Origin of the sequence: Vibrio sp. 10N.261.52.C2, assembly GCF_041471425.1 — a bacterium.
GTDB lineage: Bacteria > Pseudomonadota > Gammaproteobacteria > Enterobacterales > Vibrionaceae > Vibrio > Vibrio crassostreae_C.
Genome location: NZ_JBFROH010000028.1, coordinates 1 through 26,702 on the forward strand (window position 1 = coordinate 1; position 26,702 = coordinate 26,702).

The window sequence follows — 26,702 nt, forward strand, 5'->3', positions numbered from 1 at the left end:
TGTTCATAAAGGGTGTTGTAACGTTTTAAGTCATCGGGTTTCATGGGGTTACTCCTGTGAACGACCATCAGGGTGATGGTGTTACAAGAGTATGGTTCGCACTCGTTTTACTCTGCCGCGTAGCGGCTTCGTTCAACAAGGCGCCTAAATCTGAATCGTAAACGCGTGCCGAACTCGCTTCGCTCAGACATGGCACACATCCACTTTCAGCGTAGCTAAGCGTTATGCCTCGTCATTCTTCCTGAGTTAAAGTAACTATCCATATCTAGTTTAGGTTCACGGTGCTTTTCTTACCCATTTGCTAGAGTGACATTTCAATGAGCATGGAGGTTTTGTAATGGGAACTGTAATCGGTTTGGTGATTCTAGTTGCGATAGATTGGTATCTTGTTCGTAAAACAGGGCTTCATATTCATAAATGGATCTCTAAAAAGTATGCTGCGTATCTGTCGGGAAAGGGGAACTAAAAATAGCCTTTCTTATTAAGTCATCGGTATAAAAAGCGTTATCCGCTATTCATTTACAAACACTGCAAAGATTGGAGGACTCATGAAAGGTAAAGGAAAGTGCCTATGTGGCTTGGTTGAGTTGGAAGTAGAGTACGCCAGTAATGAATTGGGGGCCTGTCATTGTAGTATGTGTAGAAATTGGTCTGGCGGTCCGATGTTAGTCATTGATTGCTCTGATTCCGTCAAAATATCAGGTGAATCAAATGTAGTGAGATATAGATCATCAGATTGGGCAGAGAGAGGTTTCTGCGGTAATTGTGGTACTCACTTGTTTTACTTTTTGGTGCCAAATAATCAGTACCACCTTCCTGTCGGTTTATTGATGTCTGGGGATGACTACAAGTTAACTCATCAGATATTCATCGATGAAAAGCCCGATTACTACGAATTTAAAAATGAAACGCACAATATGACTGGCGCAGAAGTATTTGCCCACTTTGAAAGTGGAGAGTAAATATGAAGACAGATTTTTCTAAATTAGCGACAACCGAGTACGGAAATATACTAAGTAACGATCACTTTATTGACTTTAGTATTGGTCCTCTTTGGCAGGGAATGCCGCGAATTTGTGGAGAAGCGTTTACTGTCCAGTTAACGTCTGGTGATAATTTAATGCTTCATTCAGCCATATACGAAGCACCAGAAGGTTCGATCATTGTAGTAGATGGCGTTGATAGCGAATATGCTGTAGCCGGCGGTAATGTATGCGCAGTCGCGAAGAGTCGAGGTATCAAAGGCTTTATTATTGATGGTGTCATTCGAGATTTGACTGAAATTTCAGATATGAAGTTTCCAGTTTTTGCGAAAGGTGTTCATCCAGTTCCGGGAAAGAAAGAGGTCTATTCTGAATTGGGCGCTCCAATCACTTGCGGCGGAGCAAAGGTCTCTACGGGAGATATCATTGTTGCCGATGTAGAGGGTATTGTCGTTATTCCTAAACCCAGAAAAGACGAAGTGTTTTTAATGGCTTCACAGAAAGCGAGTAAAGAGGCGTCATTAACACTCGCTGAGTGGGAAATAAACCATAGGGCCAAAATAGCCCAAGCAATAGGGTCTGCGAAACAAAAACCTGAGAGCACTGTAAGCTGATTCGCAATGCGCGGCATTCTTGTCTGTTAACAAGCGAAGTCATCATCCGCCTCTCACATCTCATGGACGGCAAGTCCGCACAATAAGAAAGCGCATGATTTCTACAAAAGGTTGGGTGCAAAGGTTGAGCGAATGGATGGTCAAAGACCTTATTTCCGTTGGGCAATGTACGATTCGTGATTAGATAAAAAGGGAATGATGAATAAACAAAAACTAAAGAACCTCATTCAACAAGTTCCTGAGCTAATCGAAACAGCCAACGTATGTCGTGAGGTGGGTTTGCCAAACTTCTATATTGCAGGCGGCGCCATCACTCAAATAATCTGGAATGATATCGAAAACAAACCGCTTCTAGACCAAGTTAAAGACTTAGATATTGTCTATTTCAATAATGCATCAGCCCTCACTGAGGACGAATTCAAAAACCGCATTCGTTCGCGGTTAAGTCATCGTGTCGACGTGGATGTAAAGAACCAAGCGACCATCCATGAGCGTTACGCTAAGAAGTTCGGTTGCTTGATTCAACCATACGATCGTGTTGAACAAGGTATCAAGTCTTGGCTTTCTGCGCTTGCTATCGGGTTTACTCTGGATGATTCAGGCGATATCAAGTTGTTTGCACCATACGGTGTAGAGGACGCGTTTGATATGCTGATTAAACCGAATAAGCGAGCAATGACAGAAGCGAACTACAACAAAATGACCGCTGGTTATAAGGCTAGATGGCAGCAAGTAAAAGTGTTTCCTTGGGTGTGATCGACAGAGCTTTACGAGATCATTCTCAACATTTGGTATTTAACTCGGCTTGGCGCTAGTGGTAAGTTTGAGCGTAATCTCGGCATTGTTAGTCACTTAGCTGTTCGTTTGTCTTTTGGTAAGAATTAAGGAGTTTTAAGTGAGTCAGGAAGTAAGAGTAGGTATCGCTGCGGTTATTCTACGTGAAGGGCGAGTGTTACTTGGAGAGCGAATTGGTTCTCACGGAGCTCATACGTGGGCAACGCCGGGCGGACACCTTGAATGGGGTGAGAGCATTGAAGAGTGTGCCAAACGCGAAACACTCGAAGAGACTGGCCTCGTTGTTAGTGGATTTGAAAAGCTCTCTTTTACCAATGATATTTTTGAGAAAGAGAACAAGCACTATATAACGCTGTTTGTTGTGGCTTCTGATGCTAGCGGCAAACCACAGGTGACAGAGCCTGATAAATGTAAGCAATGGAAATGGTTTAAGCTAGATGAGTTACCTGAGCCATTGTTTCTTCCTCTGACGAATCTGTTGAGCGACCCGGTCATCCTTGGGAAGTTAGCGCCGTAAACGTGAACGATTGGAGGGCATATCAATGAGAGCACCTTTTCAAGTTTTAGTCTTTCCCTATCAAATAGTCGACACCAAACCTCGGTTTTTAATCGTACGCAGAAGTGACAATAGTGTATGGCAGGCAATATCCGGTGGTGGCGAAAATGATGAATCAATTCTTGAAGCAGCAAAACGAGAGCTTTCTGAAGAAACTCAGTTAGTCGGTGATAACTGGCAGCAGCTTGATTCAATGTGCATGCTTCCAAAAGTCTTTTATGCAGGGAATTACAATTGGACTGAGCATCCATTCGTCATTCCTGAGCATTCCTTCTCAGTTAAAGTCACAGAAGATCCTGAACTATCAAGTGAACACACAGATTACCGTTGGTGCGACTACCAAGAAGCTATTGAACTTCTAACATATGACTCAAACAGAAACGCGCTTTGGGAGATTAACGAAAGGCTTTATAAAGCTAGCTAAAGTACACAGATTAATTAACTCTATATTAGAGTGGAAATCCTGATTAGATTCTTACTAATCTCTCGCTATTTAGTGAATAGGTAAATCATGACATTACGAGTAGTTCCGGAGCTTTATTGTTTCGATATTAATGTGAGCAAATCCTTCTTTGTCGATGTGTTAGGGTTTGAAGTTAAATACGAACGCCCAGATGAGGAGTTTGCTTATCTAACGCTTGATGGTGTTGATGTGATGCTTGAAGGGATTGCGGGCAAAAGTCGAAAATGGCTTTCAGGTGACCTAGAGTTTCCGTTAGGGCGTGGTGTTAACTTCCAATGGGATGTTATCGACATCGAGCGACTTTATCAGAGAGTTAACGAAAGCGCCGCTGATTCTATTTACTTAGCGTTAGAGTCGAAGTCTTATCAATGTGGGGATTCGATCGCGACTCAGAAGCAGTTCATCGTTCAAACTCCTGACGGTTATCTCTTTAGGCTCTGCCAAGATATTCATTAAGTCATGACCTTTTAGTTGGATACCAAATGCTGGTCTTTACTCGAAATTATTGGATGGACTAAACGTATTAACTGAGTACTAAGGTTGCATTTCCCAAACTACGGTTCTCGAGATACTAGCGATGAGCTCTAGTCGGTTCTTCGTGGGTGCTATACAGAAGGAACAACAATGATAACTATCGAAAGGCTTGAAGATTCACATGTGGCGTTAGTTCAGGCCATCCAACTCGCCGATGAACAGGTTAAGTTCGCTGGTACAGCTGCAGAGTTTTTATTAGACGGCAGTGAAACGACGCACTTGCACGTGATTAAGTCTGATAACGAAGTTGTGGGTTTCTTTAAGCTGGATATCGCTTACGCAGAGCACTACGAATTCTGCCCTGAAGGAAGCATTGGCTTGAGAGCTTTTGTGCTTGATAAAAACCAGCAAGGTAAAGGTTTAGGAACAGGCACGGTGAAGGCTTTGTTTCCGTATTTAAAAGCGAATTACTCAGCGTATGAGTCGATTTACTTAACTGTGAATTGCAAAAATCCGGCAGCATTCAACTGTTATAAGAAAGGCGGCTTCGAAGATATCAATCAACAGTATTTAGGTGGCGCAGCAGGCCCGCAATTTATCATGCGCGGTCGAATTGCTTAGTAATAAATTATTGATGAGAAACACCTGCACAGCTGTATGCAGGTTGAGAGTCTTAAAGAACACGAGAAGGAAATTTGATGAAGGTTCAATATCTTGAAGTGGTTACCCCAGAGGTCGATGTCGTTTGTGCAACATACGCTCAGCTCTACAACGTGAAATTCAGTGGTGCAGATGTGAACCTTGGTGGGGCGCGCACTGCAAAGCTATCTAATGGCGGGGTAATTGGCATTCGAGCACCGCTTCGTGAAACTGAAGAACCAACTGTTCGTCATTACACGTTGGTTGAGGATATTCAGTCTGCAGTAAATGCCGCCGAGAAACTAGGCGCCGAAGTTGCGGTGCCGCCAATGGAGTTACCACGTCACGGGATGTGTGCCATTGTCATTCAAGGTGGCGTCGAGCTCGGATTCTGGCAGTTATAAATGATGTATACCTTTTAGATTGTGACGGACGAGATACTACGATTTATGATGCGACACCTAGTGTCTTTACCTGCTTCATGGCATCATTCCACGCAGCTAAAACCCCAACAAGGTATGTTATGAAACAGAATATTGTCCACATTGCACTCGTGGTAAAAGACTACGATGAAGCGCTTGATTTCTATGTAAACAAGCTTAAGTTTGATCTCATCGAAGACACGTATCTGCCAGAAGAAGATAAGCGCTGGGTTGTTGTTGCTCCACCAAATTCAACCGGTGTGAGCCTGTTACTTGCTAGAGCTTCCAAGCCAGAGCAACTCGATTTCATCGGCAACCAAGCTGGTGGACGCGTATTCCTATTCTTAAACACCGATGACTTCTGGCGTGATTACGAACGTATGACGTCTTTGGGCATTAATTTTGTCCGAGAGCCTAAAGAGCAAGGCTACGGCACCGTTGCTGTGTTTGAAGATCTTTACGGTAACTTGTGGGATCTGCTTCAGTTAAATCCTGAACACCCTATGGCTAACAGGTAGATAAGCTTAGCCCACAACCATCGGGTGTTGCGTATTACAAAATGTCGGTTCATTGGGAGTAACGCTTCTTTGTCGCTAGGTTAACCCTCCGCACCGCTCAATCATCAACTTAAGTTAAGGAAGCTTATCGTGGAAGAAATCAAAGGCATTCTGCAATTCATGGTCGAAATTGAACAATTAAAGGATGTTCATCGACAGACGAAACCAGTTGGATTGGACCGATATGAAAACTCGGCCGAGCACAGTTGGCACGTCTGTTTGAGCGCTCTTATGTTGAAAGACTATGCCAATGAAGAAATCGATATTACCCGAGTAATGAAGATGTTGCTGATTCATGACCTTGGGGAAATCGATGCGGGAGATACCATCATTTATGCCAGTGAAACCGAAGAAAACAAGCTCAAAGAGAGAAACTGCGTCGAGCGCTTGCTGAAATCATTGCCGAGCCATTCAAGAAGCGAGTATTTGGATTTATGGCTTGAGTTCGAAGCCGGTGAGTCACCGGAAGCTAGATTTGGTAAGGCGATCGATAGAGTGCCGCCTTTGCTTCATAACATCCATGGTGGTGGTCATAGCTGGAAGAAGCACAACATATCCAAAGACAAAGTCCTGACCTTCAATGGCGAGCGTATTTCTAAAGGCAGTCGTGCCTTATGGAAAGAGCTAGAAGTGCAGCTTGAAGGTGCTGCGGGCAAAGGGCTATTAAAGTAAAAGTTAATTTCGTACCTAAGCGTAACAATAGCTTTAGCTGTTCAATGAGGGAAATCTCGATGGCAACTGATTCAAGATGCATGGCACTTACCTTGTGTCTCATTTCTTTCAAATAAAGATCTAGTGGACAACAATAAGTTCGAGAACCGAGTGATAAGTTGTTAGTATGCATCAACTTTATAAATATTGGTTGGCTTATATAAATGCTTGATAATAAGTATATTAAACATCCTTATCACTGCGAACAGTGTAACGCACTTACCCCGCACCTTGCTGTTAACGCTTCCGATGCTGAATCTAAAGCGGACACTGAATCTGAAAAGAAACAATGGAAGCTAGGCGTGTTGATGGAGTACCTGATGACGTTATTGTTTAAAGGTGACCATAATGTTCCCGGTTTTTATGTCGACAGTGATTACGAATACCAGTGTGAAAAGTGTGGGACTAAGTCGTGGCACTGATTGGGGATGAAAATTTGATTCAACCTTAATTTTTTGAGCTCTAACCCCGAAATCAACTCGCTTAAAGAACTCGTTTGCTTTAAGAATTAGTGAGTTTCAGTCAGGCGTATTATTCCAATTTTGTTATGGAGGACAAACGAGTGATATACCCAAAAGCTTTAAATATTGGTGACAAAATCGGATTTTTCTCACCGTCATCGCCCGCAACGGTCTTTGCACCTAATCGATTTGCTCGTGCTAAACGTTATTTGGAAAAGCAGGGCTTCATTCTAGTTGAAGGTTTGTTAACTGGAGAGTCAGAAGGGTATCGTTCTGGTTCCATTCAAGCGCGAGCCGAAGAACTCAATCAGCTCATTCGAGATCCTGACGTGCGCTGCATTATGTCGACCATTGGTGGTAACAACAGTAACTCACTGTTGTCATACATCGATTATGATGCCCTTAGAGACGACCCTAAGATCATCGTCGGCTATTCAGATGCCACAGCATTACTGTTAGGCATCTACGCCAAAACTGGATTGGTGACTTTTTATGGCCCTGCACTTGTTGCGTCATTTGGTGAGTTCCCGCCATTAGTCGACGAAACCTTCCAATCGTTTACTGACATCTTATGCTCGGATTCAAGCCAACATCAGTACACGATGCCTGAGAGTTGGACGGACATTAAACACGATTGGGAAACTCAAGACTCTGCAAAGCCAGTTTACAATAACGAATGGCACTTCATGGGAAGAGGTCAAGTAAGCGGTCGCGTGATTGGCGGCAACCTGAGTACGATGGCCGGGATTTGGGGCAGCGAATACATGCCAGAAATTCAGTCTGGCGATATTCTGCTTATTGAAGATTCACTAAAAGGCATTGAAGCGGTCGAGCGTTCATTCGCGCACTTATTGGCTTGCGGAGTATTCGATAAAGTAGGCGCTATTGTACTCGGCAAACATGAGTTGTTTGATGACAAAGGGACAGGGCGAACACCACTCGATGTACTTCTTGAAGTGCTGAACGGTAAAAATGTCCCGATCCTGTATGGCTTCGACAGTTGTCACACCCATCCCATGCTAGTCACGCCACTAGGTGTGCAAGGCACTATTGATTTTGATGACCAAACATTCAAGCTTCAAAGCCAATGGTTAGCGTCGAGTTAACCTAAACTGATGATAATAAGACGCATTAGAAAAGTGATCCTCTCTGCAAACTGAGAATCGAATCGCGTCTATACTGACATGGGTTACGTCGCTGATTTTAGAAGTGGCGCTATGAATGTAAGTTTGATTAGGTTAAATCTCTGAGGTGACGATGAAAAAATTACTACCACTATGCGCCATTTTACTCTCTGCATCATTTTTAGCTGCGGCTTCTGATGGTTTGATTAAATACCAAAGTAATTACTCAGTGAAAGAGACCGCTGACCGCTTTGAAGAACTCGCTATAAGCAAAGGTTTGACATTGTTTGCGCGAATTGACCATCAGAAAAACGCGAGTAAGGTCGATCTTGAATTGAGACCAACGGAAGTCATCATCTTTGGTAACCCGAAAGTAGGGACACCATTAATGCAATGTGCTCAAGAAGTCGCGATAGATTTACCGCAGAAGGTGTTAGTCACTGAAGATTCAAATAAGAAAGTATGGTTGTCTTACAACGATCCTAATTACTTGGTAGAGCGTCACGCGATCAATGGCTGTGACGAGGTCGTTAAGAAAGTATCGGGTGTACTAAGCAAGCTATCAGAAGCGACAGTGGCGAAAAAGAAAGCGAAATAACCAAGACCAATTAGCACTCATTAAGACTATTAATGGGTGCGACTTGACGAGGATATAGCTTCCCAATCAACGTTTGGCTGCATTGACAACTAAGCAACAATATATAAAAGTAGTTTTATGAAACTGAATTTAGCGCCATCTAACCAACGAATTATCATCATTCCATAAGAATGGTGGGATTGTTGATGCGCTTTGTTTATCGAACCCACCCGTAAGGTGGGTTTTTTGTCGCTGTCTTATGGGTTTTATCTGAATAGAGGAAGTCATATGAAAAAGATCGCGGTTTTTGGTAAGCCTGGGAGTGGAAAGTCCACAGTCAGGAAGGCGTTAGCACTAGCTACAGGGATAGAGCTTCACCAGTTGGACTCTATTGTTTACAAGGCCAACGGAGAGTTTGTTGAACGTGAAGTATTTGAGGAGGCTCATGAGAGCATACTTAAGTCAGAAAGCTGGATCATCGATGGTTTTGGCCCTCTAGGCTCGTTCAACACGCGTTTAGATGCAGCTGATACCTTGGTTTATATCGACATTCCTTATTCAACTAGCTACTGGTTTGTAACCAAGAGAATGCTCAAAGGTTTATTTGTTAAACCTGAAGGCTGGCCTGCTGGAAGCTCAGTGATAAAAGGCACGATACAAAGCTATAAGACACTACAACTGTGTCCTAAATTTTGGAATGACGACTTTAGAGCGCAGTTAGAATTGCGCGCTAAAGAGAAAGAGGTTTACATCATCAGAAGCGTGACTGAATTGAATAACTTTGTTCACCAACACTTCACTTAACAGTCGAGAGTTTACTTTTCTTTAAAACGCTCTTACTTACTCATAACTTCATGAAAATATTTAGATTTAACTCTACGTGTGGCATATTTGCCATATGTTTAGTTTGTGCTTTGAGTTAAGGAGATAGATATTATGTATGGAAGTGAGAAGACGAGAGCGTTCTGTAGTAACTGTAAGGAACTGACACTGCACAAGTACACTATGTTCAGTAACCAAGCCGAAAAAGCGCCACAACATGAAAAGAAGCCAGGGTTGCTTGGAATGATTTTATCGTCGCTAGCTTCAAGTGGCGGAAACGGTGACTATAAATGTACAAAGTGTGGAACCAATTTACGTACACCGGACAACCTTGATTAGCCTTTAACCTACTTAATACTTCAACATTCTTCTTCTTTAATTATCCGTTTTCATTTGATAATAATTCAAATTGTACCGTGTTTTTCATTGAATGAACTTCTAGTAGTCTATGCGAATAGTTAATTATTGGGCATTCAAATGACACAGTATCAGTTCCAACAAGGGCATATTCGCCCACCTTCAGAAGCGGATAGCTTATTGATTCGCACCACCCAAGGTTGTCCTTGGAACAAATGTAAATTCTGTACGCTGTTTGAGGGGATGGAGTTTGCAATTCGTCCCGTTGAAGAGATTAAGAAAGACATTTGGGCTGCGAAAGCATTCTATAAGAACCGTAAATTTGAGACCTGTTTTCTGCAAGACGGTGATTCATTCACTATGGATACCGAAGACTTGCTGGATGTGTTGAATACACTCAAACAAGCCTTCCCAGAGTTAAAGCAGATCAGCTCTTATGGACGAGCGCAAAGCATGACTAAGAAGTCGCCTGAAGAGATGAAAGCCATCTGTGATGCAGGGCTCAACATGCTTTATTGCGGTATGGAATCGGGTTCTATTGATGTTCTCAAATTGATGAAAAAAGGCATTACTCCGAAATCTATTTTGAAATCGACCGAATACGCGAAGCAAGCGGGTATGAAGATGATGACCTTCATTATCCTTGGCTTGGGTGGTAAAGAATATTCGGCGCAGCATGTTGAAGAAACGGCGGCCTTACTTAACCAAATCAACCCAGATGAAATACGCATTCTGTCGCTTGCTGTGAAGCCTGGAACCGAATTGGATGAACTGGTGCAGAATGGAGAGTTCACGCCACTTAGCGAACGTGAAATGCTTGAAGAACAATATCAATTGATCAGTAAACTAAACCGCGTGACGGGCAACTATGGTAACTATCACGGTATTAATTTGTTGATGGAACTGAACGGACAGCTGCCACAGGATAAAGCGAAGTTCTTAGCGACAATAGACCGTTTCAATATGATGAGTGAGAATGACCAGAATAACTTTATCTTGGGACGTCGCATTCATTACTACGCCGCATTGAAAGACATGGATAACCAACTTATGTACGATTCTGTACAAAGAGAGCTTAATCGCATTCAAAAGCAAAATCCCGATGAACTCGACAATGTGTTTTACCAACTCCGTCAACGCATGATCTAGCAGCAAGGACTAATAACATGAATAACCTCGTTAACTGGCAAATCAGAAATGAAAATCCGGAACATCGGTCTTTGGAAAACGGCGTGCTGACGATGCAAGTGCAAGAGGGCAATATCTTTGGTGCGGGTTCAGCTGATGTTGATAATATCTTCGTTCATCCAGTATCTAGCTCGGATTACAGCACAGAAGTGACGGTTCAATTAGATCCAAACCTCGCATTTGAACAAGCTGGGTTAGGTATTTACTGGGATAACGACAACTACATTAAAGTGAGCAAAGAGATGTTCATGGGCGAGCGTTCATTGGTGTTCGTTGTAGAACAAAATGGTCAGCCACAGATCAAGGAACGTCTGTTGTTTAGTGAATCTAGTGTGTCGGTAAAGCTCGTCAAACAAGGCGGAAAAGTCAGCGCTCATTTCCGCCCGTTAGAAAAACAACAATGGCAGGAAGTGATCACGTTTGATTCGTTAGTAGGCAGTGAACAGGGTGTGATGCTTTATACGTTCAGTGGCAGTAAGGCGACGCCTAATTTCGCCAAATTTAGTGGCTTCAGTTTGTCTGACGCCTAATAATTTGTCTTACGCTGAATAAGCTTGCTTAGCGTATAAAAAAACGGACCGATATTGCTACCGGTCCGTTTTTAAATTCTTCAAGTCAAAGCGCTTATGCACAACACTTCTTGTATTTTTTACCGCTGCCGCAAGAACACGGATCGTTACGGTTAGGGGTCTTTTCAAACGTCATCGTTTTTGGCTTGTTCAGTAGAGTATCAAGCTCGATGGTGTTCTCTTCTTTGTCTGCGTCGACTGTAACAGTAACGAAGATAGTATTTTCAGCGGCTAGTGCTTCAACTTCTGCTTTGCGCGCTTCAGTTTGAACCATTACAGCGATTGGAGATTCTTCAGTACCCGCTTTTACATCGCGGTTTACGTTGTAGCCAGCAAGAACGTGGTTCTGTCTTGTTTCGATACGGCCTTTGAAAAATAGTTTCGACATTGGGTACTCATTAAAAATGTTGAATGGCGCTATTTTTAATGGCGATAGCGCAATGGAGCGGGGATTATACGCATATATTGCAATTGATAAAGCAGTGATGTGAGCAAACGCAGTTTGGTTTTTACTTGCTAGTAACGGTTTGCGCTCTAGCTTTGTTCGGGTTGGATTAATTTTCAAATTCAAGACAATAAGGTTTCCCTCAACAGGGCTTCAAGTGATAAATTGAAATCGTCAATTTAAACAACGAGATACACCATGAAGTTAGATGCCATCCTGTGGGATTACGATGGAACCTTAGTCAATTCCGTTCCAAAGAATATCGCAATCACAAAAGACATTATCTCTTTAGTCGCACCACACTTGTCAGGTGACAACTTACCTAAATATTTGCTTAGCGAAGCGCTTTATCATGAAGCCAACCACGGGGCTAAAAACTGGCAAGCCTTGTATGTCGACTATTACGGTTTATCACACGATGAAATGTTGATCGCTGGTGGAATGTGGGCAGAGCATCAAGAGAAAAACCAAACAGCCGTTGCTTTGTTTGAAGGAATGGAAACCGTGGTTAATCACTTTGCTCATCTTCCACATGGGATCTGCTCTCAAAACTCTCAATTGAATATTCGTGGTGTACTCGACAGTTATGGCATCGGCGATTTGTTTAAATCGGTCGTGGGCTATGACGATGTCTCGAACGGCAACCAAAAACCCCATCCATTTGGTGGTGTGAAATGTGTCGAGAACATATTTGGCGCCGATCCGACTAACGAGCTTTGTTTGATGTACATCGGTGACCATGAAGCGGACACACAGTTTGCTCGCAATATTGAAGCCGCGCTGGGTAAAAACGCAAAAGTGATTGCCGTTGCAGCAGGTTATAGCCGATCGAAACCTGAAAATTGGCAAACCAAGCCCGATTACATTGCTAACAGTGTCGATGATCTTTTAACGATCATTAGCAAGTACGCATAACGAAGCAGACATTTAAAAATCACCACACGTAAATAACTTTAAGGAAGAATAATGACACCAAAACAAGTGGTATTGGGATTTTGGGATGCAATGCGCAGTAATGATTTTGCAAAGGCAGGTGAATGGCTAACCGCAGATTTTGAAGGCTATTGGCCGCAGTCGTCTGAATTGACGTTAGGGCGCGACAACTTCACTGCAATCAATACTGAATACCCAGCCAATGGTGTTTGGGAATTCACGCTCAATTCGATTGTCTGTGAAGGTGATACGGTAGTAACGGACGTTTCGGTCACTGACAGTGTGTTGAAAGGCCGAGTGATCACCTTTCACACGGTTGTTGATGGTTTAATTCAAAAGCAAACTGAGTTTTGGCCAGAACCATTCGAAGCGCCGGCGTGGCGATCGCAGTGGGTTCAGATCGTATCGAACAATTAGTTTGTATCGATACGATCAGTTTGTCACGAACAATCAGGTTGCACAGAATAAGTAAACATTAGGAGGTTTCATTGAGCAAGGTAGTGGTTGTAACCGGCGGAAGCCGAGGTATTGGCGCAGCGACGTCTAAATTGTTGGCCAGTCAAGGCTATGCTGTATGCGTTAACTTCATACACAATGAGTCGCGAGCTGAAGATCTAGTGAATGAGATTCGCGAACAAGGCGGAACCGCGATTAGTGTGCGTGCGGATGTGTCTGTTGAATCGGACGTGAAATCTTTATTTGAGATTGCTCGTAATAAGCTAGGTCCAGTGACGCACTTGGTCAATAATGCCGGGATCTTGTTTACCCAGTCACCGTTGGTTGATATTGAATTGGATCGCTTTGAAAAGGTGATGAAATCCAACGTATCAAGCTGCTTTCTGTGCAGTAAAGCCTTTATCAAACAAGCCGATGGCGCGGGTTCGATTGTGAATGTATCGTCTGCCGCTTCTCGTACTGGCGCACCGTTTGAGTATGTGGATTACGCTGCATCGAAAGGTGCGATGGATTCACTCACCAAAGGCTTATCGCTTGAATTGGCTTCACGTAACATCCGAGTGAATGGCGTAAGGCCAGGTTGTATTTATACTGAGATGCACGCAGACGGCGGAGAGCCAGATCGCGTAGACAGACTAGCTTCACAGTTACCGTTACAACGAGGTGGCACACCAGAAGAAGTCGCGAACTCTATCGCGTGGTTATTATCAGACGAAGCTTCGTATGTCACCGGCTCGTTTATTGATATTGCAGGCGGTCGATAGGGCACGTTTGCCTTTACACTAATATAAACAAGTTACAACCATCAACACGCAACAAAAGTACCTAACTAAAAGAACGAAACTAAGAGTACAACCATGAAAAACTATTTTGAAAGCCCGTTTGTTGGAAAGTCACTCAAAGAACAAGTGACCAACCCGAACATCATCGTGGGCGAGCACAGCTATTACTCGGGTTACTACCATAACCACAGCTTTGATGACTGTGCGCGTTACCTATTACCGGATAGAACCGACATCGATAAGCTGATCATTGGCAGCTACTGCTCGATTGGTTCTGGCGCCGTGTTTATGATGGCGGGCAACCAAGGCCACCAAAACCAGTGGGTGAGTACCTTCCCGTTTTTCTATCAAGACGATGAGAAGTTTGAAGGTGCGATAGACGGCTTTGAACGCTCTGGTGATACCGTGATTGGTAACGACGTGTGGATTGGCACAGAAGCCATGATCATGAGTGGTGTTAAGGTTGGTGACGGAGCCATCATCGCAAGTCGAGCGGTTGTGACTAAAGATGTCGCGCCATACTCGATTGTCGGTTCAAACCCAGCACGCCATATCCGTTATCGTTTCAATGAGACTGAAATCGCTCAGTTGCTAGAAATGAAATGGTGGCAGTGGAGCGAAGAACAGATCAAAGGCGCAATGTCGCTAATGTGTTCTTCAGACATTGGTGGTTTGTACCATTATTGGAAAGGATTCTTGAAGCCTTAAATTGTCGTTCACAGATGAAATGTGAATGGTGAGAACGAGATTAAATTTAACAAATTACTCAATAATCTGATTATGGCAATGCGATTGTGATACGAGTAACTTATTGATTGTAAAGATATTGAATAGTATGGCATGTCGCATTAGCGTGGTGGATGAATTGGAAGGGTATTATGATTAGTTGCAACGATTACGATTATATTGAGATTGTGTGTATGCACCGATACCCAATCAAATTAACGCTGAAATCTGGCGAGCAGATTGAATGTGTCGGATTAGATACTCAACGCAATGATAGCCGTGAAGAGTGCATTAAGGTCAGTATTCAAGGTTTAGAACAACTTGTCGTACTCACAGACCTTTCCACACTAGAAGTTTGTGTCGACAACCCTCATTTTCAGCAGATTTCATTCAAAACGTCATAGGCTTTCAAATGAATAACACCATAGAACAATGCTATTGCACCGCATGCCGAGAAGATACACAGCACGTTGTGGTGTGGGTCAGAAAGACGAGTGCGTTTGCAGACAAACCTAACCAAAAGCGAAGCGAGTTTTGGGCAGGCATGATAAAAGGTTGGTTCCTTGGCCCGTTTATCGCGTCAATGGATGAGTTTTCTCGTCACCTTGTCTGTGAAAAGTGTGGGCATAAAGAGATACAAGATTAGTCGTATTATTTTACAAAACATTGGATTCAATATAGTTAGATCGTCAATTGGTTTAGGAATAAAACGAATGAAAGTAGAAACGATTGAAGCCGTAAAGGCGTATGGTTTTTCAGTAAGAACCACTAATACCGATGAGATGGACCCAGCCAAAGCCAAGATAGGGCAATTGTGGCAGGGCTTTTTTGACCAAGCGTTTCCAAAATTAACGCCGGATTCAAAAGTGTACGGTGTCTACACCAACTACGAGTCAGACTTTACGGGTGAATTTGATGTTATCGCTTGTACTAGCGCACTCACCGATAACAATTTAGATGCGCTTGTAGAAACCGAAATACAAGCAGGCAAATACTTAACGTTTTCTGCTGAAGGTGAACTCCCTCAAGCTGTGATCGACCTATGGGGTGAAGTGTGGGCGTATTTCAGCGCTGCTGACTGCCCACATGTGAGAACTTACACGACAGATTTTGAACTATACAAAGGTGAAACTGAAGTCGAGATTTCGATAGCGATTCAGTGATCAGGTTAAAATGAACAAAAGGCTTAGCTTAGACTGTGTTTGCCAGTTAAGAGACAGTAGTTACCGGTAAAGAGACAACGGAATCCCAGTTAAGCCTTTGAATATCTGTTCTTTACAAAGAAGATACAGTGTCACGTAACTACTTTAATACCTAGGAATTATCTATTCCAGAATTCCCCTAGATCACCCTAGATATCCTTAAGTCACCCAAAATTCTCTTAAGTTATCCAAAAAGACAATCTTGCTTGGTTTCATTCCACAAAGGGTATTGCTTCATGACTTGGGTGTAGAGCTTACTTTCAAGGTGCGCTCTTAACCAACGTCCTACGTTTTGATATTCCGATTTCACAAACCACTTCTTTTCGACTCGCACAAACTGACTGACGAAAGGCATCACCGCAAAATCGGCCAAGCTTGGGCTTTCTCCAAAAAAGTAGGGCTGATCGGTAAGTCGCACTTCTAACTGCTTAATGAAGGTTTCGCAGGCTTGTCGGCGTTGTTCAACATCGATGTTTCGGTAACGAACCGATGCACGATACCTTTCTAAGTGACCAATAAATTCTTCATCGTTGGTTTTAATGAGCTGCTGAACTTGTTCGCTAAGCGTTGGATTGCTTGAACGCAGAAGATCTTGAGGATCGTTTTGTTGAAGTGACCAGTTCATCACATCCAAGCTCTGTTCAATGACTTGTCCATTGGGTAACACCAATACAGGCACTGTTCCTTTTGGCGAACTGGCCAATAGTTCACTAGGCTTGTCTTTGGTAACGATTTCTCGAAGTAACACTTTTTGCTGTGATAGTGCGATGCCCATTCGTCCGCGCATTGCATAAGGGCAACGGCGTAAAGAATAAAGGATAGGTAGATCGGATTCGTTCGGCATTATTGAGGTCATTTAGTTTGAAAAGTGTTGTACGGTGGTAAAGAGATCGTGATGTGGGTAGAATACGCGGCTTAAAAATTATAAGTAAGTGAGCGACTTCAAAAATGAGCAGAAAAATTGAGTTATTAGCCCCAGGTGGCGATGTAGAAGCGATAAAAGCCGCCATCGTAGCGGGTGCTAATGCAGTTTATTGTGGTTTAGACACATTCAACGCTCGTAACAGAGCCTCTAACCTGTCGTTAGACGAATTGAATGGTGTGATTCGCCTTGCTCATGAATACGGCTGTGAAGTGTTCCTGACTCTTAACGTTGTGCTACTGGAGCACGAGACTAAGAGCATCACCAAACTGCTGAACCAGCTTGTGAACACCAAAGTGGACGGCATCATTGTTCAAGACTTGGGTTTATTCAACCTGGTTAAGAAGCATTTCCCATCGTTAGACGTTCACGCGTCGACTCAGTTAACTACGCACAACGAAGGTCAGATTAAGTTCTTGTCTAAGATTGGCGCGACGCGCGTTAACTTGTCTCGTGAGTTGAACCTGCCTGAAATCAAGATGCTGACGGAAGTGGCACACGATCACGACGTATTAACCGAAGTGTTCGTACACGGCGCTCTGTGTATCGCATTCTCTGGTCAATGTTACTCAAGCTCAGTAAGTGTGGGTAACTCAGGTAACCGTGGTCGTTGTAGCCAAGCGTGTCGTGATGAGTACGAAATCACCAAAGCGGGCAACAAGTTCCCACTTAACCTGAAAGATAACTCAGCTTACTACGACCTACCTGAATTGGTTGATGCGAAAGTCGACTCATTGAAAGTAGAAGGCCGAATTAAAGGCGCACACTACGTTTACACTGTGGTAGACACATGGCGTAAACAGATTGATAGCTTTGTAGAAAGTGGTTTGTTGATCGAAGACGATTCGAACCTACACAAAGTATTCAACCGTGATTTCACCAACTCTTTCCTAAAGGGCAACCTAACGAAAGACATGTTCATCGATAACCCGCGCGACAACAGCATGAACTACGCTGTTGAAAAAGCGACGGAGCAGAACAACGAAATCTCAGTTGTACAGATTCAAGAAGTGACCAACGAACTTCACCAAGCGAAAGACGTTCTTGGTAACGAAATGCGTGACAAGATCGAGTTCCTTGATATTCGCAAGACACCAGTAGCACTGTCGTTCAGCGTAAAAGTGGGTCAACCATTTACGGTGACTGTGAACACGCCAAAAGAGAACTTTACTCTTCAATCTAAATCGCTATTGAAAGCGGTTGAAGAGAAGGCGATTACTCAAGAGCTACTTGAGAAGCGATTCAAAAACGTGAAGAGTGCAGTTCACACGCTAGAAAGCCACGACTTCAGTGAAGTGGATGCAGGCTTGTTGATTCCTCTAAAAGAAGTTTCAGACCTAAAAGACGAGATCGACTTCATTCTGAACGGCTCTGTGGAAGTGATTAAGCACGTTGAAGTGCCAGCACTGCCTCAGCACCCTAAAGTGAACGAGAAGCCGACTATGTCGATGCTTATCGCCGATGTAGAAGACTTACACCTGTGTGACGTGACTGACGCGGATGTTTACTTCAAACTTCCAGAAAGCTTCAAGAAGCGTTGTAACAAGTACATCGACATCTTGGCAGCAAACCCACGTTTGATTCCTTGGTTCCCAGCGGTATTGATCGGTAAAGATTACGACGAAGCGGTTCGTATTCTTGAAGAGATCAAGCCAGCTCGCATCGTAACCAACAACACGGGTATTGCTTACAAAGCTTACGAGATGGGTATTGAGTGGGTTGCAGGCCCGTTCATGAACACGACCAACTCTCACGCACTGGTTACTCTGAAAGAAGAGCTGAACTGTGCAGGCGCATTCATTTCGAACGAGATCAACAAAGGTCAGATTCGTCATATTCGTCGCCCAGAGAACTTCAAACTGTTCTACAGCATTTACCACCCAATCTTGATGATGACCAGCCGTCAGTGTTTCTTCCAAAGAACCGTGGGTTGTAACAAGCCAAGCATCGAAGCAGGTTGTATGTTGAAGTGTGAGAAAGCGACCACGATTACCAACGTGAAAGGCATCTCTTTTGCGGTTGATAAACAGAAGGGTGGCTACCCAAGCATTTACAACCACGAGCAGTTCTTGAACCACGACGCAGTAACTGACTTCTCTGGTCTGTTCGACGAGTTCTTCATTGACCTAACCAACATCGGTGCAGGTTCTAAAGAAGTGAAAGACAAAGTTGAGCTTATCAAGCATTTCGAAGCGCTACTGAACGGCGTTGAAGGTTCACAACAGAACCTAGAGCAGATGGTTGAAGTTCGAACTAATGCTCAGTACGTGCAAGGTCTATAGCGTACAAGGTTTATAGGGTTCAATGTCTATGGGCTGTAAGGCTTATAGCTTCTAACGCAAAGAGCGTTCAAGGTTTATAACGCTCAACCGCTTATAAGCACTCAGCACCAATAAACAAAAGGCCACTCAATCGAGTGGCCTTTTTAACGTCTGAAACTTTCTGAGTCTTTCTCAATCAGCGAATACGTTATTCCGTCACTGTTTCTTGTTTGAAGCATGGGCTCTTCAACGTGTTCATCTTTTCGATTTCATTGGTTAAGCGCAGCGAGAGCAGGGCTTTCTGGTTCGAAGCAAAATCAAACATCACGATAGTCGCAGTGCCAACGGTCGTCAGTTTCTGTTGAGCCTTACTGACAATCGCGTATTCCATGGTGAATCGGTCATCTTGAATATCGGTAACACGTGAGCCGACCATCAAGGTATCTGGATACGTGACTGGGCGGAAATACTTACAGTAAGTGTCACCAAGAACAGGACCAACTTTGGTAATCGCCATCTCTTCCATCAGCTCGACGTGCTTGAAAAAATCTAAGCGAGCGGTTTCGAAATAGCGAAAATATACAGCGTTGTTAACGTGATTGAGTGCGTCCATTTCTCCCCAAGCGACAGGGATTTCTGTTACTACCGGGTAGTCAGATAATAGTGCTTCCATGCGAACTCTCTTATTGTTATCTGTGTAATTAACGTTATTTACTTATCCTTCATCGGAATAAGTTGTTATTGGAATAAAAACCCTACCGCTAAATTAACAAAACTGCAACACGCGTGATTTAAGTTTTTGAAGCTTGAAACCACACAATGTCAGTGACTTAGTTGCACATCCACTCAATAGTTAGGCACTAAGGTGTTTGAATTGCAGCTCAACCAAGCGTTGGTACAATTCGCAGCTATTGATGAGAGACTGGTGGTCGCCGATGTCTACTAGTTGTCCTTTATCGAGCACCGCAATTTGGTCGGCGTGTTTAATTGTTGATAATCGATGGGCGATAATGATCGTCGTTCTGCCACGCATTAGCTCTTCTAACGCTTGTTGTACGTGATGCTCACTTTCACTGTCTAGTGCGCTGGTTGCTTCATCCAACAATAGAATATTTGGATCTTTCAAGATGGCACGTGCGATAGCAATACGTTGTCTCTGCCCACCAGAAAGCCTTACACCACGTTCACCAAGAAAGCTGTTGTAGCCATCAGGTAGGTTTTGAATGAACTCGTGTGCGTGCGCTTTCTTCGCCGCTTCGATCACTTGCTCGTCTGTTGCCTGCGGGTTGCCGTAGCGAATGTTATGGAACACATCGTTACTGAACAGAGCAGGTTGTTGCGGTACCAATGCCATCTGCTTTCTTAGCTCGTTAGGATCAAACTGATTCAGTTCAACACCGCCTAAGGTGACCTTACCCACTTGTGGGTCGTAGAAACGTTGCAGCAGTTCGAACAGGGTAGTTTTACCTGCGCCAGACGGGCCAACCAGTGCCAACACTTTGCCTTCATGGGCAGTAAGCGTGAGGTTGCTTGTTGCGGGTTGCTCCGGTCTTGAAGGGTAACAGAAGGTCACCTCATCAAATGCGACTTCTGGCGTTACGTTAGCAAGCGAAGTTGGATTCGCAACTGGCGCAACAATATGGCTTTCAACTTGCAGGATCTCGATTAAGCGCTCAGTCGCACCTGCCGCGCGTTGCAGTTCGCCCATCACTTCAGAAATCGTACCTAATGACGAAGCAACCATGATTGCGTAAAACACAAACGCCGCTAAATCACCCGCCGACATGGTGCCGTTGATGACATCACTGCCGCCAACCCAAAGCATGCCTGCGATAGCACTGAATACAATCACGATAACGCCAGAAATAAGAATCGCGCGCTGTTTTACACGCTGGCGACCAATCTCATACGCCTTTTCAACTTCAACCGCGAATGATGCTTTTTCTTGCTCTTCTCGGCTGTAGCTTTGCACCGTTTTAATGTGCTCAATTGCCTCACCTGCGTAAGAACCCACATCAGACATGGAATCTTGGCTTTGGCGAGATAGGGCTCTTACACGGCGCCCATAAACAAGGATCGGAATCAAGATAAATGGCACCGAGGCCAATACAATCAACGTCAGCTTAATATTGGTCGCAAACAGCATGATGATTGCACCAATACACATCAACGCGCTGCGCATCGCCATAGAGAACGATGAACCTATGATGCTTTGAAGCAGAGTAGTATCCGTGGTGATTCGCGACATGATGTCGCCACTGCCATTGGTTTCAAAGTAACTCGGGTGCAGCGTCACCACGTGATTGAAAACCGACAGGCGTATATCCGCACTTACTCGCTCACCAACAGAAGAGACCAAATAGAAGCGGAAGAAGGTGCCAATCGAGATCAGCACGACCACCACCATGATGAATTGAATCGCGCTGCCTAAGTCTGACAACGATTGTTGGCTGAAGCCTTGGTCGATAAGAAGACGAATACCGTGTCCGACTGAAAGGGTTAAGCTCGCTGTGAAGATCAACGCGATCAACGCAGCAATAACACGACCTTTATAAGGCTGAATGAATTTACTCAGCTCAAACAAAATACTGAGGCTTTTTTTCTCAGGTTTGGCATCGGGATTCTTTTGAGTCTGTCGCTGGTTTGAGTCGAGCGTAGAAGAGACATCGTTTTGCATATGACTGCCTTAATGTGTTGTCGCTTTAAAAATAGATGGCTTGTTGCTTATGGCTAATTGCTTATGGTTTATGACTTATTGCCTGTACTGCGCGTTGTTCGCTGGGCAGTCATTGTTGTTGAGAATCGAACCCATTAAAGCATTTATTGCGCTGTGACGCTCCCTAGGAAACTCAATTTCCAATATTTCCTCATCACTAAGTGAATAATTCGAAACAACCTTAAAGGAAAACTAAGCATTCTGATCCAGTCAGTTGGATAGGAAACCAAGCTATTTAACCCTAATTTTTATGCAAGTAAATTAGCGTTGATAGGAGAGTGCACACATAAACAAGCAACCGTGCGATGATTTATAAATTGATAGAAAAACGTTTGCTATTTATCTCGATATTAGCTTTATCAATGACTTGTGAGTTTTGGTTGTAAGACCAGTTATAGCGACTGTTTTTTGTGGAATATTTGTTACAAAAATTCAACAAAGTAGTTTTTTATACATTTTTCTTGCATAAAACCTCGGATTGAATAGAATAACCAACAAATGACAATTAATGCAGTATTGTGGCATGAGTATTCAAGTAAAGAGCATCAACAAATCATACGGTGATACCCAAGTTCTTCACGACATCAGTTTCGACTGTGAGAGTGGCGAAACCTTGGTATTGCTTGGCCCAAGCGGCGCGGGCAAGAGTTCATTACTGCGTGTATTGAACCTGCTTGAAATCGCGGACAACGGCGAATTAGACATTGCGAATGAGCAATTCGATTTTTCAAGCCAAATCCAAGAGAAGCAGGGGCTTAAACTTCGTCGTAAAGTCGGCATGGTGTTCCAGCAATACAACTTATGGCCACACATGACGGTGATGGAAAACTTGATTGAAGCACCAACCAAAGTGGCGGGTTTGGATAAGCAAGAAGCGATTAAGCAAGCGCAAGAAGTCCTAAAGACACTTCAACTTGCCGACAAAGCAGACGCTTGGCCACTTCAACTGTCTGGCGGTCAACAACAGCGTGTTGCGATTGCACGTGCGCTGATGATGAAACCGGATGTGTTGTTGTTTGATGAACCAACAGCGGCGCTTGATCCTGAGATCACCAACCAAGTCGTGAGCATTATTAAAGAATTGAGCGGAACGGGCATTACCCAAGTGGTCGTAACGCACGAAGTCGATTTCGCGAAGAAGATTGCTAGTCACGTTCTGTACCTAGAGAAAGGGTACATCGTTGAACACGGCACCAGCGATTCATTCGTTAATCCGCAGACACCTGAGTTTGCCGAGTATCTGACTCATTAAGTAAGTCACTTATTAAATGAAAGTTGACTCACTAGATCTAGCTAAACACAACATCAATTAAAACAATCAAATTATAAGAATGGCCACAGGCCGCTATTACACAGTATTCGGAGTAACAAAATGAAAAAGATTCTACTAGCTTCACTTATCGGCCTTGCTTCTTTTAACGCAGCGGCTAAAGAAGAAATCAAATTCGCGATGGAAGCAACGTACGCACCATTCGAATACATGGATGAGAACAACCAAATTCAGGGTTTTGACGTAGACTTAGCAAACGCACTTTGTGAAGAGCTGAAAGCAACGTGTACTTTCCACAACCAAGCATTCGATAGCTTGATCCCTGCACTTAAATTCAAACGTTACGATGCGGCTATCTCGGCAATGGACATCACAGAAGCGCGTCTTAAACAAGTGAACTTCTCTAACGCATACTACGACAACTCTGCAGCATTCATCTCTTTCGAAGGCAAAGTAGCAGACCAAGCAGCACTAGAAGGTAAGCGTGTTGGCGTTCAAAACGGTTCTACTCACCAGAGCTTCCTACTTGAGCAAATGACTGGCGTAACAGCGGTACCTTACTCAAGCTACCAAGATGCATTCATCGACATGAAAAACGGTCGTATCGATTCTGTATTCGGTGACACAGCCGTTGTAGCAGAATGGTTCAAGAAAGAAGACAACCTAACGTACGTTGGCGACCAAGTAACAAACCAAGAGTACTTCGGTAACGGCTTTGGCATCGCAGTAAACAAGAGCAACCAAGAACTTGTAGACCAGCTTAACGTTGCACTTGCAGCAGTAAAAGCGAACGGCGAATACGATAAGATCTTTAACAAGTACTTCGGTAAGTAATTTATGGAATTAACGGGTTACTCTTTAGGGCTCGTCGAAGCAAGCTGGATGACTGTTCAGCTTGCGTTCGTAAGCCTATTGGTTGGATTGGTTCTAGCAGTTTTGTTTGCAAGTGGAGAGATGTCTCGTCGTATTGCAATCAAATGGCCAACGACTGCATTTGTGACGATTGTTCGTGGTTTACCAGAAATTCTGGTCGTACTGTTTATCTACTTTGGTTCGACACAAGTTCTGTTCATGATCACTGGCGACTTCATAGAAGTGAGCCCGTTCTTATCTGGTGTTGTTGCACTGTCACTTATCTTTGCTTCTTACGCTTCGCAAACCTTGCGTGGTGCATTAAAAGCAGTAAGCAAAGGGCAGAGAGAAGCAGCAAGCGCGCTTGGTATTTCTCAGTCTCGTGCATTCTTTCGTATCGTATTGCCTCAAGCGGTAAGGCACGCACTACCAGGGTTAACCAACCAATGGTTAGTGTTACTGAAAGACACTGCATTAGTTTCGCTGATTGGCGTAACAGATTTGCTGAAACAAGCACAACTAACATCAGCGGCAACGCACGAAGCATTTACTTGGTACGCGACAGCAGCAGCAATCTACTTGGTTATCACTTTAATTACACAAAGATTGGTAAAAGTGATCGATGGTAAGTTCTCTATTCAAGGTTTGGGTAACAAAGGGGCAATGGCATGAATCAACAATACCTCTCTCAAATGCTTGAAGGCTTAGTGACCAGTCTTCAACTCACAGGCGCTTCATTGCTTGTTGGTTGTATCTTGTCACTGCTGATGACAGTAACGCTAATTCTAAGAATACCGGCGATTCACTGGTTAACACGTGGCATCATCACGCTGTTCACTGGCACACCATTATTGGTCCAGATCTTCTTGGTGTATTACGGCCCGGGTCAGTTTGATTGGATTCGTGAAAGCTTCCTATGGACTTGGTTAAGCCAACCTTGGTTCTGTGCAATGTTAGCATTAGCTTTGAACACCGCGGCATACAGCACGCTACTGTTCAGAGGCGCATTCAACGCCATTCCAGCAGGGCAGTGGGAAGCATGTCGTGCACTAGGTATGGACAAAATCGCAACGCTTAGAGTGTTGCTTCCATACGCACTACGTCGCGCCGTTCCAGCTTACTCGAACGAAGTGATTCTTGTATTCAAAGGCACGTCACTGGCTAGCACTATCACTATCATGGATTTGATGGGCTACGCGCAGCGTATCAATGGCCAAACCTACGACACACTTACTGTGTTTGGTATCGCCGGCGCATTCTACTTAGCAGTAAACGGCATACTAACGCTGATCTTCCGTCAGGTAGAGAAGAAAGCCCTCGCATTCGAAGCCGCGTAAGCTAGCCACTCACAAGTTTAATTAACGTATAAAGCCTGCCATTTATGTTCGCATAGATGGCAGGCTTTTTTGTGTTTTGGGGCATGTGTAAGGGGACTGTGTTTATATCCAGTTGGTCGGGGTTTTTACGAAATTCATACTATATAGAAATATTCTATATTTTGTTATTCGATGTGCCTATCTATGCTTTAAGTCACTGAAATAACGAAATTAATTGTGCTAGAGTGCCATGCATATCAAACTAGATTGAATAATTCTATATTTAAATGCGGGGTTTTTCGGTCTAGTCGCTGTTAAGGCTCTAAGTTCAATTCGGCGTATAGAAATATAAAGGATACAAATGGGCGAAATTACTATAAATCAGCATTATGTACCTCGTTTTTTGCTTGATGGGTTTCGAGTTAATTCGGTAGCTGAAGATCTAGCAAAAGTTAATGTTCTTCGAATCAGAAATAACAAGCTATTGTTTAACCAGTCAGTGAAAGAGGTATTCTCACAGAACTATTTCTATGATAAGGATAATTTCATTGAAAACTTTATTGAATCGCATATTGAAACGCCTTCATCTAAACTAATTAATCAATTTCGCAGTGGTGCTTTTCATAGTTTAAATGTTGATTGTCAATGTTTGACGAAATTTTTATGTTGTCAGCTAATGAGAACTCAAGAAGCCTTGAACGAAAGCTTGAGGTATAGTGAAGAACATACTTATCATATTGCTGAAGAGTTGCTTGAACAAAATGAAATTGCATATGAAGATGATGTGCGAGACCTATTTTCTATAGAGTTCCAAGATCGTGATGCTAAGCGAAGTGTTATAGCCCAATTAGTTCTTGATAGTGTATTGATTTCGAAGGGTATGGAAGATTTGAGATTCCATATTTTAGTTAATGAAACTAGTGAAGATTTTATTATTTCAGATCACCCAGTTATTAAGTATAACTGGTTCTATAAAGATTTGAGTGCTCTTGGTGTTGCTGGTTTGATGAATAAAGGAGTTCAATTATTCCTTCCACTATCTCATAGGCTATACCTGTGTGCCTATGACTCGACTGTTTATAAATATGGGGCTAAAAATAGTGACGTCTCCGAAGTTTTAAGCCTTGAAGACGTGCGGTTTTTAAATACTATTCAAGTTAGAAATGCCAACGATCTAATTGCGTTAGGTGGTACTTTTGATGAAAGAGAGATCCGTAATCTGGTAACTAAGTATTATGGTCAAAAACTTAATGTAGTTGATAGTTTGGGGTTAGGTATGACCGATGCAAGTTCGCAAGTTGAACGGACTGTGTTGGGAGCGGTGTATTACACTCAGCGTAATCTATTGGATAAGCCTAGTTTCTTTAAAGTGTTAAAAAAATCTAAGATCTACCAAGATGAACTGATTGTAAGAGATCCTTACTTGGTCGATGGAGTCAATATGTTGTTTCAGTATAGCGCTCAACAAAGGCATCAAAGATTCGAGCCTTAACAAACGACTATGGCGTC

The 26,702-nt window shown here is 43.4% G+C and carries 35 protein-coding genes and 1 pseudogene; 32 read left to right on the forward strand and 4 right to left on the reverse strand.

Annotated features, from left to right (window positions below; all coding sequences use genetic code 11):
- Positions 1 to 337: 337 nt before the first annotated feature.
- The 19 genes and pseudogenes from AB4307_RS11045 (at position 338) to AB4307_RS11135 (ending at position 11,273) form a co-directional block, all read left to right on the forward strand.
- On the forward strand, positions 338 to 466 hold the full coding sequence (locus AB4307_RS11045) for a hypothetical protein (RefSeq protein WP_371721947.1): 129 nt from the start codon (positions 338 to 340) through the stop codon (positions 464 to 466).
- Between the two features lie 82 nt (positions 467 to 548).
- Positions 549 to 962, forward strand: coding sequence for a GFA family protein (locus tag AB4307_RS11050; RefSeq protein WP_372115774.1), 414 nt, complete (start codon positions 549 to 551; stop codon positions 960 to 962).
- Positions 963 to 964: 2 nt separating this feature from the next.
- A complete protein-coding gene (locus tag AB4307_RS11055) occupies positions 965 to 1,597 on the forward strand; it encodes an RraA family protein (RefSeq protein WP_372131899.1) in 633 nt (210 codons plus the stop codon).
- Between the two features lie 30 nt (positions 1,598 to 1,627).
- Positions 1,628 to 1,777 (forward strand): annotated as a pseudogene (locus AB4307_RS11060) (GNAT family N-acetyltransferase); the annotation flags it as partial.
- Positions 1,778 to 1,795: 18 nt separating this feature from the next.
- A complete protein-coding gene (locus AB4307_RS11065; protein WP_102333296.1) occupies positions 1,796 to 2,353 on the forward strand; it encodes a nucleotidyltransferase family protein in 558 nt (185 codons plus the stop codon).
- 139 nt (positions 2,354 to 2,492) lie between these two features.
- Positions 2,493 to 2,909, forward strand: coding sequence for a nucleotide triphosphate diphosphatase NUDT15 (locus tag AB4307_RS11070; protein ID WP_102333297.1), 417 nt, complete (start codon positions 2,493 to 2,495; stop codon positions 2,907 to 2,909).
- A 25-nt stretch (positions 2,910 to 2,934) separates the two neighbouring features.
- Complete coding sequence (locus AB4307_RS11075) at positions 2,935 to 3,372, forward strand: NUDIX hydrolase (RefSeq protein WP_102333298.1); 438 nt, start codon at positions 2,935 to 2,937, stop codon at positions 3,370 to 3,372.
- An 87-nt stretch (positions 3,373 to 3,459) separates the two neighbouring features.
- Positions 3,460 to 3,867 (forward strand): bleomycin resistance protein, encoded by a 408-nt coding sequence (locus AB4307_RS11080; protein ID WP_102398033.1) that lies wholly within the window; start codon positions 3,460 to 3,462, stop codon positions 3,865 to 3,867.
- 168 nt (positions 3,868 to 4,035) lie between these two features.
- Complete coding sequence (locus AB4307_RS11085; protein ID WP_017070703.1) at positions 4,036 to 4,506, forward strand: GNAT family N-acetyltransferase; 471 nt, start codon at positions 4,036 to 4,038, stop codon at positions 4,504 to 4,506.
- 77 nt (positions 4,507 to 4,583) lie between these two features.
- Positions 4,584 to 4,928, forward strand: coding sequence for a VOC family protein (locus tag AB4307_RS11090; RefSeq protein WP_050649969.1), 345 nt, complete (start codon positions 4,584 to 4,586; stop codon positions 4,926 to 4,928).
- Between the two features lie 119 nt (positions 4,929 to 5,047).
- Entirely contained in the window at positions 5,048 to 5,464 is a 417-nt protein-coding gene (locus tag AB4307_RS11095) for a VOC family protein (protein ID WP_017061801.1), read from the forward strand.
- A gap of 129 nt (positions 5,465 to 5,593) precedes the next feature.
- The gene (locus AB4307_RS11100; RefSeq protein WP_372131901.1) at positions 5,594 to 6,175 is read left to right on the forward strand and encodes an HD domain-containing protein; all 582 of its coding nucleotides are present in this window, start codon (positions 5,594 to 5,596) and stop codon (positions 6,173 to 6,175) included.
- A 203-nt stretch (positions 6,176 to 6,378) separates the two neighbouring features.
- Positions 6,379 to 6,636: a hypothetical protein gene (locus AB4307_RS11105; protein ID WP_102393703.1), complete on the forward strand. Its 258-nt coding sequence runs from the start codon at positions 6,379 to 6,381 to the stop codon at positions 6,634 to 6,636.
- A 140-nt stretch (positions 6,637 to 6,776) separates the two neighbouring features.
- Entirely contained in the window at positions 6,777 to 7,781 is a 1,005-nt protein-coding gene (locus tag AB4307_RS11110; protein ID WP_017061804.1) for a S66 family peptidase, read from the forward strand.
- Between the two features lie 151 nt (positions 7,782 to 7,932).
- Complete coding sequence (locus tag AB4307_RS11115; protein ID WP_017061805.1) at positions 7,933 to 8,397, forward strand: DUF302 domain-containing protein; 465 nt, start codon at positions 7,933 to 7,935, stop codon at positions 8,395 to 8,397.
- Between the two features lie 267 nt (positions 8,398 to 8,664).
- Entirely contained in the window at positions 8,665 to 9,180 is a 516-nt protein-coding gene (locus AB4307_RS11120) for a P-loop NTPase family protein (RefSeq protein WP_372110495.1), read from the forward strand.
- A gap of 132 nt (positions 9,181 to 9,312) precedes the next feature.
- Positions 9,313 to 9,537, forward strand: coding sequence for a hypothetical protein (locus AB4307_RS11125; protein WP_017061807.1), 225 nt, complete (start codon positions 9,313 to 9,315; stop codon positions 9,535 to 9,537).
- A 138-nt stretch (positions 9,538 to 9,675) separates the two neighbouring features.
- A complete protein-coding gene (locus AB4307_RS11130; protein ID WP_017061808.1) occupies positions 9,676 to 10,704 on the forward strand; it encodes a B12-binding domain-containing radical SAM protein in 1,029 nt (342 codons plus the stop codon).
- Positions 10,705 to 10,721: 17 nt separating this feature from the next.
- Positions 10,722 to 11,273 (forward strand): DUF1349 domain-containing protein, encoded by a 552-nt coding sequence (locus tag AB4307_RS11135; protein ID WP_017061809.1) that lies wholly within the window; start codon positions 10,722 to 10,724, stop codon positions 11,271 to 11,273.
- Between the two features lie 94 nt (positions 11,274 to 11,367).
- Here the strand turns inward: AB4307_RS11135 and AB4307_RS11140 are convergent, their stop codons facing one another.
- Complete coding sequence (locus AB4307_RS11140) at positions 11,368 to 11,700, reverse strand: PBPRA1643 family SWIM/SEC-C metal-binding motif protein (protein ID WP_017068336.1); 333 nt, start codon at positions 11,698 to 11,700, stop codon at positions 11,368 to 11,370.
- A 255-nt stretch (positions 11,701 to 11,955) separates the two neighbouring features.
- Here AB4307_RS11140 and AB4307_RS11145 point away from each other — a divergent pair, with 255 nt between their 5' ends.
- The 7 genes from AB4307_RS11145 to AB4307_RS11175 all read left to right on the forward strand — a co-directional run bounded on the left by AB4307_RS11145 (position 11,956) and on the right by AB4307_RS11175 (position 15,817).
- Positions 11,956 to 12,672: an HAD family hydrolase gene (locus tag AB4307_RS11145; RefSeq protein ID WP_372131903.1), complete on the forward strand. Its 717-nt coding sequence runs from the start codon at positions 11,956 to 11,958 to the stop codon at positions 12,670 to 12,672.
- A 51-nt stretch (positions 12,673 to 12,723) separates the two neighbouring features.
- Positions 12,724 to 13,107, forward strand: a complete 384-nt coding sequence (locus AB4307_RS11150) for a nuclear transport factor 2 family protein (protein WP_372131905.1) — start codon at positions 12,724 to 12,726, stop codon at positions 13,105 to 13,107.
- A 71-nt stretch (positions 13,108 to 13,178) separates the two neighbouring features.
- On the forward strand, positions 13,179 to 13,910 hold the full coding sequence (locus AB4307_RS11155; RefSeq protein WP_017066537.1) for a glucose 1-dehydrogenase: 732 nt from the start codon (positions 13,179 to 13,181) through the stop codon (positions 13,908 to 13,910).
- 93 nt (positions 13,911 to 14,003) lie between these two features.
- Positions 14,004 to 14,636 carry a type B chloramphenicol O-acetyltransferase gene (catB, locus tag AB4307_RS11160; RefSeq protein WP_137001807.1) on the forward strand — a complete coding sequence of 211 codons (633 nt, stop codon included), beginning with the start codon at positions 14,004 to 14,006 and terminating at the stop codon, positions 14,634 to 14,636.
- Positions 14,637 to 14,806: 170 nt separating this feature from the next.
- Positions 14,807 to 15,058, forward strand: a complete 252-nt coding sequence (locus AB4307_RS11165) for a Rho-binding antiterminator (RefSeq protein ID WP_137001806.1) — start codon at positions 14,807 to 14,809, stop codon at positions 15,056 to 15,058.
- 8 nt (positions 15,059 to 15,066) lie between these two features.
- A complete protein-coding gene (locus AB4307_RS11170; protein WP_372131907.1) occupies positions 15,067 to 15,300 on the forward strand; it encodes a hypothetical protein in 234 nt (77 codons plus the stop codon).
- A 67-nt stretch (positions 15,301 to 15,367) separates the two neighbouring features.
- On the forward strand, positions 15,368 to 15,817 hold the full coding sequence (locus AB4307_RS11175; RefSeq protein ID WP_372058385.1) for a GyrI-like domain-containing protein: 450 nt from the start codon (positions 15,368 to 15,370) through the stop codon (positions 15,815 to 15,817).
- A gap of 223 nt (positions 15,818 to 16,040) precedes the next feature.
- Here the strand turns inward: AB4307_RS11175 and AB4307_RS11180 are convergent, their stop codons facing one another.
- Positions 16,041 to 16,631 (reverse strand): glutathione S-transferase, encoded by a 591-nt coding sequence (locus AB4307_RS11180; RefSeq protein WP_017061817.1) that lies wholly within the window; start codon positions 16,629 to 16,631, stop codon positions 16,041 to 16,043.
- A 173-nt stretch (positions 16,632 to 16,804) separates the two neighbouring features.
- On the opposite strand from AB4307_RS11180, the gene AB4307_RS11185 reads away from it, so the two are divergent.
- Positions 16,805 to 19,060 carry a peptidase U32 family protein gene (locus AB4307_RS11185; RefSeq protein ID WP_372131909.1) on the forward strand — a complete coding sequence of 752 codons (2,256 nt, stop codon included), beginning with the start codon at positions 16,805 to 16,807 and terminating at the stop codon, positions 19,058 to 19,060.
- A 187-nt stretch (positions 19,061 to 19,247) separates the two neighbouring features.
- Here AB4307_RS11185 and AB4307_RS11190 read toward each other — a convergent pair whose 3' ends face one another.
- Positions 19,248 to 19,712: an acyl-CoA thioesterase gene (locus tag AB4307_RS11190; protein ID WP_017063915.1), complete on the reverse strand. Its 465-nt coding sequence runs from the start codon at positions 19,710 to 19,712 to the stop codon at positions 19,248 to 19,250.
- 180 nt (positions 19,713 to 19,892) lie between these two features.
- Positions 19,893 to 21,716, reverse strand: coding sequence for an ABC transporter ATP-binding protein/permease (locus AB4307_RS11195; protein WP_372131911.1), 1,824 nt, complete (start codon positions 21,714 to 21,716; stop codon positions 19,893 to 19,895).
- A gap of 562 nt (positions 21,717 to 22,278) precedes the next feature.
- On the opposite strand from AB4307_RS11195, the gene artP reads away from it, so the two are divergent.
- From artP to AB4307_RS11220, 5 genes are all read left to right on the forward strand, one after another.
- On the forward strand, positions 22,279 to 23,007 hold the full coding sequence (artP, locus tag AB4307_RS11200) for an arginine ABC transporter ATP-binding protein ArtP (RefSeq protein ID WP_032545343.1): 729 nt from the start codon (positions 22,279 to 22,281) through the stop codon (positions 23,005 to 23,007).
- A gap of 120 nt (positions 23,008 to 23,127) precedes the next feature.
- Entirely contained in the window at positions 23,128 to 23,859 is a 732-nt protein-coding gene (locus AB4307_RS11205; protein WP_017070691.1) for a lysine/arginine/ornithine ABC transporter substrate-binding protein, read from the forward strand.
- Positions 23,860 to 23,862: 3 nt separating this feature from the next.
- Positions 23,863 to 24,549: an arginine ABC transporter permease ArtQ gene (gene artQ, locus AB4307_RS11210; RefSeq protein ID WP_017061822.1), complete on the forward strand. Its 687-nt coding sequence runs from the start codon at positions 23,863 to 23,865 to the stop codon at positions 24,547 to 24,549.
- Positions 24,546 to 25,214, forward strand: coding sequence for an arginine ABC transporter permease ArtM (gene artM / locus AB4307_RS11215; protein WP_372131913.1), 669 nt, complete (start codon positions 24,546 to 24,548; stop codon positions 25,212 to 25,214). Before artQ ends, artM begins: the two co-directional genes overlap by 4 nt.
- 340 nt (positions 25,215 to 25,554) lie before the next feature.
- Positions 25,555 to 26,685 (forward strand): DUF4238 domain-containing protein, encoded by a 1,131-nt coding sequence (locus tag AB4307_RS11220; RefSeq protein WP_372131915.1) that lies wholly within the window; start codon positions 25,555 to 25,557, stop codon positions 26,683 to 26,685.
- Positions 26,686 to 26,702: the final 17 nt, after the last annotated feature.